Here is a 14,826-nt window from a genome sequence, read left to right on the forward strand (position 1 = left end):
CATCGGTTAGAACATGTGAGGCGCTCGCGGCGCTTGCCGGGCTCCATCGGAGAGCCACACGATCGGCATGTGTCGGTCTTCGTCATCGGGGGTCACCTCCTAGAAGCTGTGACGGTCGTTGTTGGGGCTGAAGAGAGCCCCCGACCTCACAAGCGGCGAGGTCGGGGGTTACCTCTTCCCCTGAGGAGGAGAGAGGAGCGCGCGAACCGGAGCGCGCTCCCCTCCATAAGTCATGGCACGGAGGAACTCAGCCGGTCTCACTCCATGAACGGAGCACGGTCACCCCGACGAGGTCGGCCGGGTCGTCGAGGTCGCGGAACTTGCGCCGAGCCGCCTCGACACGGGCCTCCCAAAATGCTTCTGCCTCGTCGGTGTGCGTCTTCTCCGGGTGCTCACCGAGGGCCAGGACGTCACGCCGGGGAAGCGAGAGCACGCTCATGGTGTCCGGGTCGAAGTCGCTAGACCAGCGGTGTCCCGCGACGTCACGATGAGGAAGCGGGGCGGATCCTCGGCTGTCCGGGTCGGTCAGCATCGCGGCCATGCGATGCGAGCGCCGGCCCTCATCGACCTCGTTCGCGCGGGTGCGGGCACAGGAGCCCGCGTGCGCCACGGGCGGACGGCCCCGGCCCGAATACGCCAACGGCTCGCCACAGACGACGCAGGGGCGCGCGACGGCGTTCACGCGACGTCCTCAGCACGTAGGCGCTCAGCGCAGTAGGCGCGCACCTGAGAGACGAGCCCGTCGGGGTCCCCGGTCCTCAGCGCCAGCGCGAACGCGCCGATCTCGGGTCGGTCCTCCGGGTGACGCCGAAGGTGCTCGCGACCCATGAGGCCGAACGTCGAGACGACGGCGGCGTCCTCAGCCCCGGCGATCGCGAACGCGAGGCTCGGCGGAAGCGCGAGGACGCGCTCGTCGTACGACGACGGGCGAGGCCACGAGGCCGCGAGGTCGAGGACCTCCCGCACGCGCGCGTCGGCGTACTGCTCGGCCTCCTCGGCGGTGCGGGGGCCGTGTCCGAGGATCTCGGTAGCGGCGGTCAGAGCGTTCACGGTGGCTTCCTTCAGGAGGGCGATGAAACGGCGGATGAGATAAACGAAGCCACGCGAGCGGCGGACACGGTCGCCGAGGACCTCGTCGGCGACCGCGTAGAAGAGCGTCCGGCCGGGGACGGCCCAGACGTCGGAGTCATCGTCAGCGGTGATCGACTCGCCGAGGCGACGCCCGATGTTCTTCACGGCGGCGGCGTAGAGGTCGCGAGCGTCCCTCTGCTCACCCTCGACCAGGAGAGGCCGGACGAGGTCGAGGAACGCCCGCGCCGACGCGATCTCGTCGGCCCTCAGGCGGTCGCGGTGCTCCTTCACGCGTTGCGCTCCGGTCTTCCCTGGGGGACGTGGCGCGCGCTCAGCGGGAACGGGCGGCGGGACAGGGTCCAGTCCGGCGCGAGCGGCCCGCACGACGTCTAGGCAGTAGGAGGCCATACGACCGCTCTTCGCGGTCGCCGCCGTCCGGAGGTCGCCGTAGTAGGTGTAAACGGCGTCCCGGTCCGGGAGGGCGACGAGGAGCGCGCGGAGCGTCGAGGCGAGGTCGTAGAGCGAGAGGGCGTCGCCGTCACGGACGACGGAAGCGCCGTCGCGCATCGCGCCGGGGATGGTGACGCACTCGGCGAGCCGTCGAGGGGCTGGGAGGCGGACGTAGACGGAGGCTCCGTCGTCGTCGATCGTCCATGTGACGGGCTCGTGAGTCGGGGTGAGCCGGGCTACGGCCTCGGCGTCGAGAGTGAGTGTCATGGGTCGGTCCTGTCGTGGTTGTCGTGGTTGTCGTGGTTGTCGTGGTTGTCGTGGTTGCGAGAGCCGAAGGCCCTCGACCCGGCCCCGACGCGACAACCACGAACACGCCGGGGCCGGGGAGGTGACGGACGAGAAGTCGGCCAGAAGCCCGAAGGCTGCCCGCTACGTTTTCTGCCGACTCGCCGGTCGCGCTTCTCTAGGGGCCTCTGACAGGGAAGGAGTGGGCCTGAGGTCGCGAGGCTGCTCACGCGACACGAGCGGCGGTTGGTGTGGCGATCGCGTGTCGGAGGAGTCCGCCAGCCCGGCGAGCGTGCTCACCCGAGGAGTGCAGAGTTGCGTAACGGTGTAGAAGTCGTCGTCTTCTCGTATTCCTTCTCTAGGTTGCTCGCCTAGAAGACGGAATAGAGGAGAAGGACGTTCTCTACACCGTTACGGAACTCTGCACTCACGCGACGGCTCCGCCCGGCGTCCTCCGGCGCTTCGAGCGGCCTCCGGCCCGGCGAGAGCGAGTGCAAACGCCGAAGCCCCGCTCCGGTGCGGTACCGGGGCGGGGCTTCGAGGGGGCGGCGTGTAAACGCGGCGTCAGTCGAGTTGACCGGCGAGATAGTCAGCGCCGGGGACGTCCAGCACGACGCGGGAGTCGTCCCACGCGCCGCGCTGACGAGCGGGACGAACGTCCACGCGGACGCCGAGCGCGGACAGGTGCTCGCGCCGCTCGGCGACCGTCCAGCCGTCCCACGCCTCGCCGTAGGGCGTGGTCGTCGTGCGGGTCGTCACCTTCGCCGAGGAGGCTTCGAGCCGTTCCTTCTCGGCAGTCAGGTCGGCGATCCGGGCGAAGAGGACCGGGAGGTCGGCGGTCGACGTACGCGTGATCTCGCCGGTAGCGGCGGCGAGGTGCCGGTCGATCTCGGCGACCTCGTCGGAGACGCTCACGGTCGCCACGGTCTCGACGACGGCCGTCCCCGAGAAGGAGCCGAGGAAGAGCCGCTCGGCGACCTCGTCTACCTTCTCGGCATCGGCGAGGACGTGCGAGCCCTCGGCCAGTCCACGGCACCCGTAGAAGGTGCCACCACGCCGAGAGCGGACGAGGAGCCGCTCGCCGCATGGGCAGTAGGCAAGGCCCGAGAGGAGGCGACGGTTCGCACCCTCGCGGCCTGCCTTCGTCGCGGCAGAGCGCGCCTCGTCGAGGGCCTCCCTCGTGACTCTCGCGCGGACGCGCTCGGCGAGGTCATCGGCGAGGAGCGGCTCCCACGGACGGACCGGCTCGCCGTCCTCGTCGAGGACCGGCCGACGCTCACGGCCGACGGGACGGCCCCGCTCATCGAGCCGAGCGGCCTCGGTCAGGTAGCCGGAGACGTGCAGGGCGCGGGCAAGGTTCAGCACGGACGCCGGGAGCCACGTTCCCCGGCTGGTAGGCGTAGAGACGCCGTCAGCGTTCAGTGCACGGGCGAGCCCGTTCACAGATGCGCCGGAGTCGAGGGCCTCGAAGATGCGACGGACTACGGCGCGCTCGGCCTCGTTCACGACGAGGACCTTTCCGACGCCGTCCTCGGCCGGGACCGGCGTGTAGCCGTAGGGGCGCGGGCCGCCACCCCATCGGCGACGAGACTTCAGGAACGCCTTCGTTGCGCGGGCGCGCTCGCCTGTCGTGCGGGACTCTAGAGCGGCGAAGACCTGAAGGACCTCGACCATCGCCCGGCCCATCGGAGTAGTCGTGTCGAGCGGCTCCGTCGCCGAGACGATCTGAAGGCCCTCGTCGAGGAGCGTCCCCATGTCCACGACAGAGCGCGCAACGCGGTCCAGCCGCCAGCAGAGGAGCGCGTCGGCGAGCCCGGACGCGACGGCATCGCGCGCGGCGGTCAGCCCCGGCCGGTCGAGTCGGCTCTTCGTGGCGGAGACGTCGCCGTCGGTCTCGATCCCGACGAGGGTCCAGCCGCGCGCCTCGGCCGTCTTCGTGAGGATCTCGTGTTGCTTCTCGATCGAGGTCGAGTCCTCACTCGCCCGCGAGAGCCGCGCGTAGCCGACTACCCTCATGCCCGTGTCCTTCGTCTACCCGAGCCGGTCGCTCCGGCCCACATGTCACAAGATACCCACTCGGGCGAGTGGAACGAGGTCATGGACGTCGTCAAGCGCGCCACCGACGCGGTCGTTGCGGTGTCGCCGCGGGTGAGCCTGGTGCTCAAGGCCGACATCCGACCCGGATTCACCGGACAGCTGACCGCGAAGGTCGAGCGCGTGAACGCGCTCCTGGGATGACGGTGGCGCCGTGAGCGAGCTGCCGCCACCGCCGGCGTTCCCGCCGCCCCCGCCCCCGCCCTCGCCCCCGCCGTTCCCGCCCCCGCTCCTCCCGCCGTTTCCGCCGCCGGCGCCCCAGCGGAGCCGGGTGCTGCCGGTCGCGCTGGCGGTGATCGTGGCGATCCTCCTGATCGGCACGGCGGTGCTGGTCCCCGTCCTGCTCGGCCGTGACGACGAGCCGGCGGCCGGGCGGGGGACGAGCGGCACGGGCGGGCTCGACGCCGTGCGGCAGTACGACGGCCTGACCAACCAGCACCTGCGCATCGGCGAGGCCCACGCCTACCCGCAGTCGCCCGCGGTCGGCGGCGACCACGCGCCGTACTGGATCGAGTGCGGCGCATACGACGAGCCGCTGCCCGAGACCGCCGCGGTCCACGACCTCGAGCACGGCACGACCTGGCTGACCTACCGGCCCGACCGGGTCGACGCCGACGGCGTCCGGGCGCTCGCCGCGCTGTTGCCGGCCAACGGCCTGCTGTCGCCGTACCCCGGCCAGGACGCGCCGGTCGTGATCACGGTCTGGGGCCGGCAGCTCGCGCTGACGGGGCCGGACGATCCGCGGATCACGGCCTTCATCGCCCGCTTCGGCGCGGGGGAGACCGCGCCCGAGCCGTTCGCCTCCTGCAACGGCGGGATCGATCCCGACGTGGTGCCGCCCGCGCCCGGCGAGAGTGGCGAGAGCGGCGCCGCTGTCTGACCCGCCGCCTTGATAGGCCCCACCGATCAGCCATCCCGGATCTCGGGATGGCTGTTCGCATTTCGGGACTTTTGGCGCGAAGCACCCTGGAGAACCCTCTAGTCTTTAAGTCGAGCAAAGTAATCGACTAAAGCGGCGAACGGGTACGCCGCACGAGGGAGGGACCGCCATGAGCGGGTATGCCGTCGCCGCGCTGCTGGTGACGCTGGGACTGTGCGCAGGGATCTACGTGCTCGGCCGGGCGCGGGTGAGCTTCAGCCTGCTGACCATCGGCGCGCTGGGCCTCGGTGTGGGGGTCGGGGTGGTCTTCCGGGGCCACCTCGACTACGTCGAGCCGGTGGGCAAGGTCTACCTGAACCTGCTGCTCGCCATCGTGGCGCCGCTGATCATGGTCTCGATCCTGTCCAGCATCACCTCGCTCGGCACCACCGCCCAGCTGCGCACCATCGGCGCCCGCTCGGTCGGCTGGCTGCTCGGCCTCAACGCGCTCGCCGTGCTGCTCACGCTGGGCCTGACCCTCGAGCTCGGCATCGGCAAGGGCGCCGACCTGACGCTCGGCGAGACCAACACGTCGGCGCTGGAGAACATCAAGAAGCCGTTCACCGAGGTGTTCGTCGACTTCTTCCCGACCAATATCGTCGGCGACATCGCCGACAACAACGTCATCCCGATCATCGTGTTCAGCGTCCTGCTCGCGGTCGCCTACGCGCTCCTCGCGGAGAAGGCGCCGGCCACGGTCGCGCCCTTCAAGGGCTTCATCGACGCGTTGCGCGAGATCATCTACCGCGCGGTCGGCTTCGTGATCGCGCTGACGCCGTACGCCGTGCTGTCGCTCACCGCCGTCGCCACCGCGCGCGCCGCGGGCCAGTGGTCGCAGATGGTCTCGCTGCTCGGCGTCCTGGGCGTGGCCTGGTTCGCGTGCCTCTTCCACGCCTACGTCATCAACGGCGTGCTGCTGCGGGTGTTCGCCGACGTCAACCCGGTCCGCTTCTTCCGCAAGCTGCTGCCCGCCCAGCTCACCGCGTTCACCACCCAGAGCAGCGCCGGCACCCTGCCCGTCACGACCCGCCTGCTGCGCGAGCGGATCGGCGTCCCGTCCGACATCGCCGGCTTCACCGCCCCGCTCGGCACCACCATCGGCATGCCCGGCTGCGCCGGCGTCTGGCCGATCCTGCTGGCCGTCTTCGGTGTCAACGCGCTCGGCATCTCGTGGGGCGTGCAGGACTACGTCGTCCTCGCGCTGCTCGGCGTCATCGTGTCCGTCGGTACGGCGGGCGTCCCCGGCACCGCGACGATCACCGCGACCACCGTCCTCACCGCCGCCGGACTCCCGCTCGAGCTGGTCGCGATCACGCTCCCGATCAGCATGGTCGCCGACATGGCGCGCACGCTCGACAACGTCACCTCGGCCGCGGTCGCGGCCACCATCGTCGCCCGCCAGGAGGGGCGCCTCGACGACGCGGTCTTCGACGAGCTGGACGTGCCCGACGACCTCGAGGGAATCGACGCGCTCACCGAGCGCACCGAGCTCACCGAGATCACCGACCCGGGCGTCCCCATCGGCGCCTGCGCCCTGCCCACCCCCCCGCACTGGCGCCACCGCCAGCACCCCCGTCCCCACAGGAGCAACCGCATGACCATCCGGCGATCCCACCGGATCCTCTCCCTGCTGCCCGCCGCCGCGATCGCGGCCACCCTGGCCGTCTCGTTCGGGCCGGCCCCGGCCGCGCACGCCGACGGCTGGGTCGACGGCGGCGACGAGTTCCCCTGCCTCGACGACGTGACCTGCCTCTGGATCGAGGACTGCGAGCTCGACGGCAACCAGCACCCGATCTACCCCAACCACAACGGCAAGACGTCGTACCCGGCGGGCAGCTACAGCTACAAGGGCGACAAGCCGGCCACCCCGAAGCCGACGCCGACCCCGACGCCCAAGCCCGACCCCAAGCCGAGTCCGAAGCCCGGCGCGAAGCCGAGCGCCGAGCCCGGCGGCGGCACGAGCGGGTCGACGCCGACGCCGCAGGCAGGCGCCACGTCCGAGCCGACCGAGGAGGTCGCCCCGGGGGCGCCGTCCGCGCTGGCCGCGCCGACGCTGAAGGTCGACGGCGGCACCGTCACCGTCTCGTGGGCGGCCTCGCCGAACGCGGAGATCGAGCAGGTGACCGGCTACCTGCTCCGGTTCACCGGCCAGGCCGCGGTCGAGACCGACGCCGACACCCTGGAGTACGTCTTCAAGAACGTCGACCCCGGCAGCTACCGCGCTGCCGTCTGGGCCCGCAACGCGGCGGGGGAGTCGGCCGGCTCGCCGCCGTCCGAGCCCGTCGTCGTGGGCGTCGACCCGACCACGGTGCAGGGCACCGTCACCGTGACCGGCGACCTGACGCCCGGAGCGACCGTCACCGTCACCGGCACCGGCTTCGCCCCGCGGATCGAGGGCTATGCGCTCGAGCTGCACTCCGACCCGGTCCCGCTCGGCGAGGTCAAGACCGACGACGCCGGCGGATTCACCGCGGACGTCGTGGTGCCGGCCACCGTCGCGGCGGGTGACCACGAGCTCGTCGTCCTGTACGACGGCGCCCAGGTCGCCGCGAGCCCGGTCACCGTCGCCGCCCCCGTCGCCGGCGACACCGAGAAGGCCGACGCCGCCTCGTCCGACGAGCCCGCGACCCCCATCCCCGACCACGCCGGTCTCGCGATCCTCGGGGCGCTCGGCGGTGCCGGCGCGCTCTCCCTGGTCTGGCACGTGGTGCGCGGACGCCGTCGTCCGCGCGGCCCGCTGGCCGCGCACAAGGTGGTGCCGCACGTGTCCTGAGCCCGCACCCGACACCCCCACGACGCAGCACCCCGACACGAAAGCGAATCCCCCCGATGAACCACCGCACCCTCCTGCGGCGTGCCGCCGCGCTCGGCACCGTCGCCGCGCTCGCGGTCGCGCCCCTGCTCGCCACGCCCGGCTTCGCGCACGCGACGCCGCAGCACCCGAGTGCCCAGACCACGCCGCCCTTACCCGCCCCCACCCATGGCGCCACCGTCGACTGGTTCGACGCGAAGTTCCCCGCGCTCGACAAGGGCAGCGTCTTCGAGACGGTCACCTTCGAGCGCTTCGAGTACCTGCTGAAGAAGAACACCGGCAAGTGGGCCTTCGTCATCGGCGGCCCGGAGGACCCTGAGCTCCAGCAGACCATCGGCCACATCGAGAAGGTGGCCGAGGCGCAGGGCATCGAGAAGATCTACAACTTCGACCCCAACCTCGACGGCGACGACCTCAGCATCTTCGACCTGACCGGCTACGACCTCGACAGCGCCGACAACGCGGGCAAGGACCAGTTCCTCGACCTCGGCGAGCGGCTCGTCACCAGCTATCTCGGCAAGGACGCCGAGACGCCGTTCACGCTGGCCGACGACCCGGCGAAGCCGGACCAGCGGGTCGCGCCGCAGCACCCCTATCTCTTCGTGTACGACGCCGCGGGCGGCGACAACGCGCGCATCGTCGACGCGCTCACCACCGCGCCCGACCTGTCGACCCCCGACGCCGTCACGGCGTACGAGAACGACGTCAAGCGGGTCCTCACCTCGGCCTCGCTCGACGTCGACACGCAGTGGGACTTCATCAGCACCGAGCACAACCGGCGCCACTACGAGCGCTACGTCAAGAACGCCGACCCGGCCGTCGAGACGGCCAACCGCGCGCGCTTCGGCGGCGACATCTTCAATGCCGCCGACGACCTGACCAACGGCGACGAGGACGACTTCCGGATCGAGAACATCACCTACCCGGAGCTGCTCAACATCCTCGACAGCGACGGCGAGTTCGTCATCCTGTTCGGCGGGACCTGGTGTCACAACACGGCGGCGATCATCAAGCAGACCGCCGACTACGCCCGCCAGTACGGCATCAAGAAGGTCTACAACTTCGACTTCTCGCTGGACTCGACGGGCAACAGTGGCACGCTCGACAAGCACATCCGCGACAACTCCTTCCGCACGGTGGGCGGCGTCTCGCGCAAGACCCGGCCGGCGTTCCTCTACGGGCGGATCCTCGACAAGCTGAGCAACGCCAAGACCCAGTACCGGATCACCACCGACGAGCCGGGCACGCAGAGCACCAGCCCGGTCAAGTACGACGTCGGCGGCACCGAGAAGCTGGCCCGCAAGATCCAGGTCGGCCACCTGCTGTCCTACGACAAGGACGCCACCGACCGCGGCCGGCCCGCACCGGTGCGCGACCAGGCGATCCGCAGCGACTGGACCAACCCCGACGGCGGCACGTTCGCCGGCAACGTCGAGTACATGAGCGAGGTCTGGTTCACCCAGGGCAAGGACGCCACCTACGACGCGGCCAACCCCGACCGGCTGCGCGGCAACGTCAACGTCACCACCGAGGTCGGCCAGAACTCGCTGCAGAACCAGCGCAACTTCGCCAAGGAGGCCATCGACCAGATCCGCGACGTGATCGTGGGCGTGGCCGGCGGCTACGACAGCTCGGTCGCCGTCACCGGCGCCCCGGCGTCGGTCTCGGTCGAGAGCCCGGGCCGGCTGACCGCGCAGGTGAAGGTCGACACCGACTACACCGGCTTCTTCTCCGACCGTACGGCGGGAGCCACCCTCGCCCCGCTCACCGGCAGCCGCGCGCTCGGCGGGTCGGTCCAGGTGCTGCTCGACGGCACCAAGATCGGCGAGGCCGACGTCAGCGCCGACCGCACGGCCGCCGTCGACCTGGCGCTGCCGACGCTGACCGCCGGCGACCACACCCTCCGCTACGAGTACGGCGGCGGCGCGGCCGGCCGGGTCGACGCCGGGGCGACCGAGCAGACCCTCAAGGTGGTCGCGAAGACCTCGACGACCACCCTCGGCGCGGCGCCGACGCTCACCTACGGCAAGAGCGGCACGATCACCGCGACCGTCTCGGCCGGCGCCACCGGCGAGGTCAGCCTCGCGGGCCTGCCGGGCGGAGCGATCAGCGCTCCGATCCAGGACGGGACGGCCACCTTCACCGTTCCCGGCACGGTGCCCGCGGGCAGCTACACCCTCACCGCGTCGTACGCGGGCGACGGCGCCTACGGCTCGTCGACCTCGGCGCCGGTGCAGCTCACGGTCGGCAAGGCGCTGACCATCAGCAGCGCCGCGTCGGTCACGACCCCCTACGGCACGGCCGGCACGATCAAGGTGACGGTGAGCAGCCCCGGTGGCGTCACGCCGACCGGCTCGGTGACGCTGACCGGCGTCGGCGCCGCGCAGACCCGGCCGGTCGAGGCGGGCGTCGCGACGTTCAGCCTGCCGCGCACCCTCGCGGCCCAGCGCTACACGGCCAAGCTGGTCTACGACGGCGGATCCGACCGGTCCGGCTCGCAGACGCAGGTGTCCTACACGGTCACGGCCATCGCGCCGTCGAAGGTCGCGTTCGCGGTGACGAAGAAGCCGACCTCCAAGAAGGCCGGCGCCGGGCGGGTCACGATCTCCGTCCCGTCCGGGCTGGCGGCGGCCACCGGCACGGTCAAGGTCACCCTCACCAAGGGCGGCTCGACGAAGACCGTCACCGGGACGCTGAGCAAGGGCGTCGTCACCGTCGCCCTGCCCAAGCTGGCGAAGGGCACCTGGAAGGTCGGCGTGAAGTACGCCGGCGCCGGCTCCTACCGGGCGGCCGTCTCGGCGACGACGTCGCTCAAGGTCGCCAGGTGATCCAGCAGGCGACCCGGACCGCCGAGGCGGTCCGGCCGCTCCTGCCCGTCACCGGCGCGGACCTCCGGGTCCCGCTGGTGACCGGCGGGAGTGCGCCGTACGCCAACCTCGACATCGCCGCCAGCGCGCCCGCGCTGGCGAGCGTGACCGCGCGAGTGGCCGAGCTGCTGCCGTACTACGCGTCGGTCAACCGCGGCGCGGGCTTCGGCTCGGCCGTCAGCACGGCCGCCCTCGACGCGGCGCGGCGGACCATCGCCCGCTTCGTCGGGGCGCGGGACGACGACAGCGTCCAGTTGGTCCGGCACACGACCGATGCGCTCAACCTGCTCGCGTCGGCGGTGCCGGGCGACGTGGTCGTCCTCGACCTCGAGCACCACGCCAACCTGCTGCCGTGGGCCCGGGTCGCGGGCCGGCGGCGCACCGTCGCGGCGAGCGCCACGCTCGCCGCGACGGTGGCCGCGCCCGACGACGACCTGGCCCGCGCGCTGCCGGCGCTGCTGGCCGTCACCGGCGCCTCGAACGTCACCGGCGAGCTGCTGCCGCTGGCCGGGCTGGCCGAGGTCGCGCACCGGCACGGCGCCCGGATCGCGGTCGACGGCGCCCAGCTCGTCCCGCACCGGCGCGTCGACATCGGCGCGCTCGGCATCGACTACCTCGCCTTCTCGGGGCACAAGGTCTACGCCCCCTACGGCGCCGGGGTGCTCGTCGGCCGGCCGGACTGGCTGGCCGCCGCGCCGCCGTACCTGGCGGGTGGGGGAGCGGTGCGCGCGGTGACGCTCGACGAGGTGACCTGGGCCGATCTCCCGGCACGGCACGAGGGCGGGACGCCGAACGTCGTCGGCGCGGTCGCGATCGCCGCCGCGTGCGAGGCCCTCGGCGCGCTCGACCCGGGCGAGCAGGCCGCGCACGAGAGCGCGCTGGGCGAGCGGCTGCGCGACGGACTCGCCGAGCTGCCCGGCGCGCGGGTGCTGCGGATCTGGGACGACGCGACCGACACGCTCGGGCTCGCGACGTTCACGCTGGCGAGCCGGCCGGCCTCGCTGGTCGCGCAGTACCTCTCGGCCGAGCACGGCGTCGCCGTCCGGGCCGGGCGGTTCTGCGCGCACCCGCTGCTCGCCCGGCTCAACAGCGGCGCGACCGCCGTCCGGGCGAGCGTCGGCGTCGGCACCGACAGCGACGACGTCGACCGGCTGCTCGCTGCGCTCGACGCGCTGGTGCGGTCCGGCCCCCGCTGGACGTACGACGCCGACCACCTGCCCGCGCCGGATCCGCGTTCGCTCCCCGGGTGGCTCGCCCGCGAGTAGCCTGACCGCATGGCCCTCCCGGCCGAGCCGCTGCTCCTCGGCCGCGACGGCGTGCGCGAACGCCTGACCGACCGGATCGGGCGCGCCGCGGCCGGCCAGGGCGGGCTGGTCTGGGTGAGCGGCGAGGCCGGCATCGGCAAGACCCGGATCCTCGGCGAGGCCCGGCGGATCGCCACCGCCCACGGCTTCCGCGTGCTGCACGGCACCGGCTGGGACGACCCGGGGACGCCGCCGTTCTGGCTGTGGGTGCAGGTCCTGCGCGACGTCCCGGGCGGTCGCGAGGCGCTGGCGCCGGGCGTCGACCGGTTCGCGCTCTTCGAGTCGGTCGCCGCGACGCTCGATCGGCTGGCGGACGGCGCCCCGGTGCTCGTCGTCCTCGACGACCTGCACTGGACCGACGCCGGCTCGCTGCGGCTGCTCGGCTTCGTCGAGCGCACCCTCGCGCACCGGCCGGTCCTCGTGGTCGCCGGCTGGCGCGACCACGAGGCGGCGCCCGACCCGGCCATCGCCGAGCTGGCCGCGGAGCTCGCGACCTGCGCCGAGCCGGTGCCGTTGACCGGGCTCGACGCCGACGCCGTCCGAGAGCTGGTCCGCGCCGAGGGCGGCGTCGTGCTCAGCGCCGACGAGGCGGATGCGGTGCGGGAGCGGTCGGGCGGCAACCCGCTCTTCGTCGGCGAGCTGGCCCGGCTGGCCGCCGACCGCGGCAATGCGGCCGTGCTCGCGGAGGTGCCCGGCTCGGCGGTCGCCGTCATCCGCCGTCGCCTCGGCCGGGTCTCGCAGCCGTGTCACGAGCTGCTGGTCGCCGCCGCCGTGGCCGGTACGGCGAGCAGCCTGGACGTCGTCCAGCGGCTCACCGGGCAGCCGCCCGCGACGGTCGCCGCCCTGCTCGACGAGGCGGTCGCCGCCGGCCTGGCCCGCGACGTCGGTGGTCGGGTCGAGCTGCCGCACCCCCTGGTGCGGGCGGCGGTCGCGGGTTCGGTGCCCGCGACGCGGGTCCGCGAGCTCCACCGTGCCGTCGCCGCGCTCCTCGCCGACCGGCTGGACGGCGACCCGACCGCGGCCGCCGAGGTCGCCCAGCACCTGCACCGGGCGCTGCCGCTCGTCCCCGCCGAGGAGGCGGTCGCGATGAGCCGCCGCGCCGCCGATGCCGCGATGGACCGGATGGCCTACGAGGAGGCCGCCGAGCATCTCACCGCCGCGCTGGCCGCGTGCCCGCCCGCCGACGACGTCCGCCGCCGGATCCTGCTCGACCGCGGCGCCGCCGTCCTCGCCTACGACGACCTCGACGCCGCGCGCGCCGACTTCCTGGAGTCGGCCCGCCTGGCCAGGGCCGCGGGCGACGCCGAGGGGCTGGCCGAGGCGGCGCTCGGGTTCGCGGCGGGGCAGGCGGGCTTCGAGATCCGGCTGTGGGACCGCGCCCAGCTCGACCTGCTCGAGGAGGCGCTCGCCGCGCTCGGCGACGCGGACAGCGTGACCCGCGCCCACCTGCTGGCCCGGCTCTCGGTCGCGGCCTCGTTCTCCGGCACGCCCGCGCGCCGTACCGAGCTGGCGGAGGAGGCGGTCGCCCTGGCCCGCCGCCTCGGCGATCCGCGGGCGATCGCGCACGCGCTGGCCGCGCGCTGCGACATCATCGCGGGGCCCGCGCACTCGGAGCGGCGCGAGGCCGACGCCGGCGAGGTCGTCGACCGGGCCCGGGCCGCCGGTGACCGCGGCCTCGAGCTGCTCGGCCTCCGGCTGCGGATCGTCGCCCTGCTGGAGCAGGGGAGGACGACGGCCGCGCGGGCGGACATGTCTGCCTTCGAGGCTGCGGCGAGCGCACTGCGGCAGCCGATCTACAGCTGGTACGTGCCGCTCTTCCGCGGCTTCGTGGCCCACCTGGAGGGCGACCTCGCGCTGGTCCGGCAGTGCGCCGACGAGGCCGAGCGGATCGGCCGCCGTGCCGGCAGCCACAACGCGGTGATCCTCGCGTCCGTGCAGCGCAGCTGGATCGCGATCGAGACCGACCAGGAGGAGGAGATCCTGCGCGAGCTGCGCGGCCTGATCGAGGTCTTCGCCGAGACGGCACCGGCCGGCCAGGGCTTCGTCAGTCTCTTCCCCGGACAGCCGCGAGTCGCCCGCGCGGCGGCCCTCCCGAGCATCGCCGCCGCCGTCGCCTCGCTCGAGGACGACGCCGAGATGGTCTCCAACCTCTGCCTGCTGGCCATCGCCGCCCTCCGGTACGACGACCCGCCCGCGGCCGCCGCCGTCGTCCGGCGGGCGCTGGAGCCCTGGTCGCACCGGTTCGGCGTCGACGGGATCGCGGCCGGCGCGATCGGACCGGTGTCGCGCCTGGTCGGCGAGCTGGCCCTGCTGGAGGGCGATCTCGACGCCGCGGAGACCCACCTCAAGCAGGCGGAGGCGGCCGCGGCAGCCTCGGGAGCGGTGCTCGCCGGCGTGCACGTGCGGGAGGCGCAGGCCGCGCTCGCGCGGGCTCGGGAGGCGGTCGACGTCCAGCCGGTCGAGGCGCCCAACCGCTTCCGGCGCGACGGCGACCTGTGGCAGGTGGCGTTCGCCGGCACCGCGGCGGTGGTCCGGCACGTGAAGGGGATGAGCGACCTCCAGGTCCTGCTCGCCCGTCCCGGCAGCGAGACCCACGCCCTCGATCTGGCCGGCGCTCCCGGCGGCGCCCCGCCCGAGGGTGACACCGGCCCGGTCCTCGACGAGCAGGCCCGTGCGGCCTACAAGCGCCGGCTCGCCGAGCTCGACGACGACATCGACCGTGCCGCCGTCGACGGCGACGCCGACGCCCGGACGCAGGCCGAGGAGGAGCGGGCCTTCCTGGTGGCCGAGCTCGGGGCGGCCTACGGCCTGGGCGGCCGGGCCCGCCGTACCGGCGCGGCGGCCGAGCGCGCCCGCAGCGCCGTCACCTGGCGGATCCGCGACGCGATCCGGCGGATCGAGGAGGTCCACCCGGCTCTGGGGGCGCACCTGGGCCGGTCGGTCCGGACCGGCTCCTTCTGCCGCTACGACCCCGAGCAGCCGGTCAGCTGGGAGACCTGACCTTCCGGTGTGAGGCGCTACCTC

General features: G+C 73.2%; 9 protein-coding genes. 6 read left to right on the forward strand and 3 right to left on the reverse strand.

Annotated elements, in window-relative coordinates; genetic code table 11:
* Positions 1-247: 247 nt before the first annotated feature.
* From AB4880_RS04530 to AB4880_RS04540, 3 genes are all read right to left on the reverse strand, one after another.
* Positions 248-682 (reverse strand): hypothetical protein, encoded by a 435-nt coding sequence (locus AB4880_RS04530; protein ID WP_367918011.1) that lies wholly within the window; start codon positions 680-682, stop codon positions 248-250.
* Entirely contained in the window at positions 679-1,788 is a 1,110-nt protein-coding gene (locus AB4880_RS04535) for a hypothetical protein (RefSeq protein ID WP_367918012.1), read from the reverse strand. Before AB4880_RS04535 ends, AB4880_RS04530 begins: the two co-directional genes overlap by 4 nt.
* Before the next feature lie 582 nt (positions 1,789-2,370).
* Positions 2,371-3,822: a recombinase family protein gene (locus tag AB4880_RS04540; protein WP_367918013.1), complete on the reverse strand. Its 1,452-nt coding sequence runs from the start codon at positions 3,820-3,822 to the stop codon at positions 2,371-2,373.
* Here AB4880_RS04540 and AB4880_RS26085 point away from each other — a divergent pair.
* From AB4880_RS26085 to AB4880_RS04570, 6 genes are all read left to right on the forward strand, one after another.
* Positions 3,754-4,044, forward strand: a complete 291-nt coding sequence (locus AB4880_RS26085; RefSeq protein WP_379228637.1) for a thiamine-binding protein — start codon at positions 3,754-3,756, stop codon at positions 4,042-4,044. The two genes, AB4880_RS04540 and AB4880_RS26085, sit on opposite strands and share 69 nt — an antisense overlap.
* Before the next feature lie 10 nt (positions 4,045-4,054).
* Entirely contained in the window at positions 4,055-4,780 is a 726-nt protein-coding gene (locus AB4880_RS04550; RefSeq protein ID WP_367918014.1) for a thioredoxin-like domain-containing protein, read from the forward strand.
* Between the two features lie 169 nt (positions 4,781-4,949).
* The gene (locus tag AB4880_RS04555) at positions 4,950-7,592 is read left to right on the forward strand and encodes a cation:dicarboxylate symporter family transporter (RefSeq protein WP_367918015.1); all 2,643 of its coding nucleotides are present in this window, start codon (positions 4,950-4,952) and stop codon (positions 7,590-7,592) included.
* A gap of 56 nt (positions 7,593-7,648) precedes the next feature.
* The gene (locus AB4880_RS04560) at positions 7,649-10,459 is read left to right on the forward strand and encodes an Ig-like domain repeat protein (RefSeq protein ID WP_367918016.1); all 2,811 of its coding nucleotides are present in this window, start codon (positions 7,649-7,651) and stop codon (positions 10,457-10,459) included.
* Positions 10,456-11,763 carry an aminotransferase class V-fold PLP-dependent enzyme gene (locus AB4880_RS04565; RefSeq protein WP_367918017.1) on the forward strand — a complete coding sequence of 436 codons (1,308 nt, stop codon included), beginning with the start codon at positions 10,456-10,458 and terminating at the stop codon, positions 11,761-11,763. The genes AB4880_RS04560 and AB4880_RS04565 overlap by 4 nt, the downstream gene beginning before the upstream one ends.
* 9 nt (positions 11,764-11,772) lie before the next feature.
* Positions 11,773-14,802, forward strand: coding sequence for an ATP-binding protein (locus tag AB4880_RS04570; protein WP_367918018.1), 3,030 nt, complete (start codon positions 11,773-11,775; stop codon positions 14,800-14,802).
* Positions 14,803-14,826: the final 24 nt, after the last annotated feature.

The organism is Nocardioides ginsengisoli, assembly GCF_039537225.1.
GTDB lineage: Bacteria > Actinomycetota > Actinomycetes > Propionibacteriales > Nocardioidaceae > Nocardioides > Nocardioides ginsengisoli.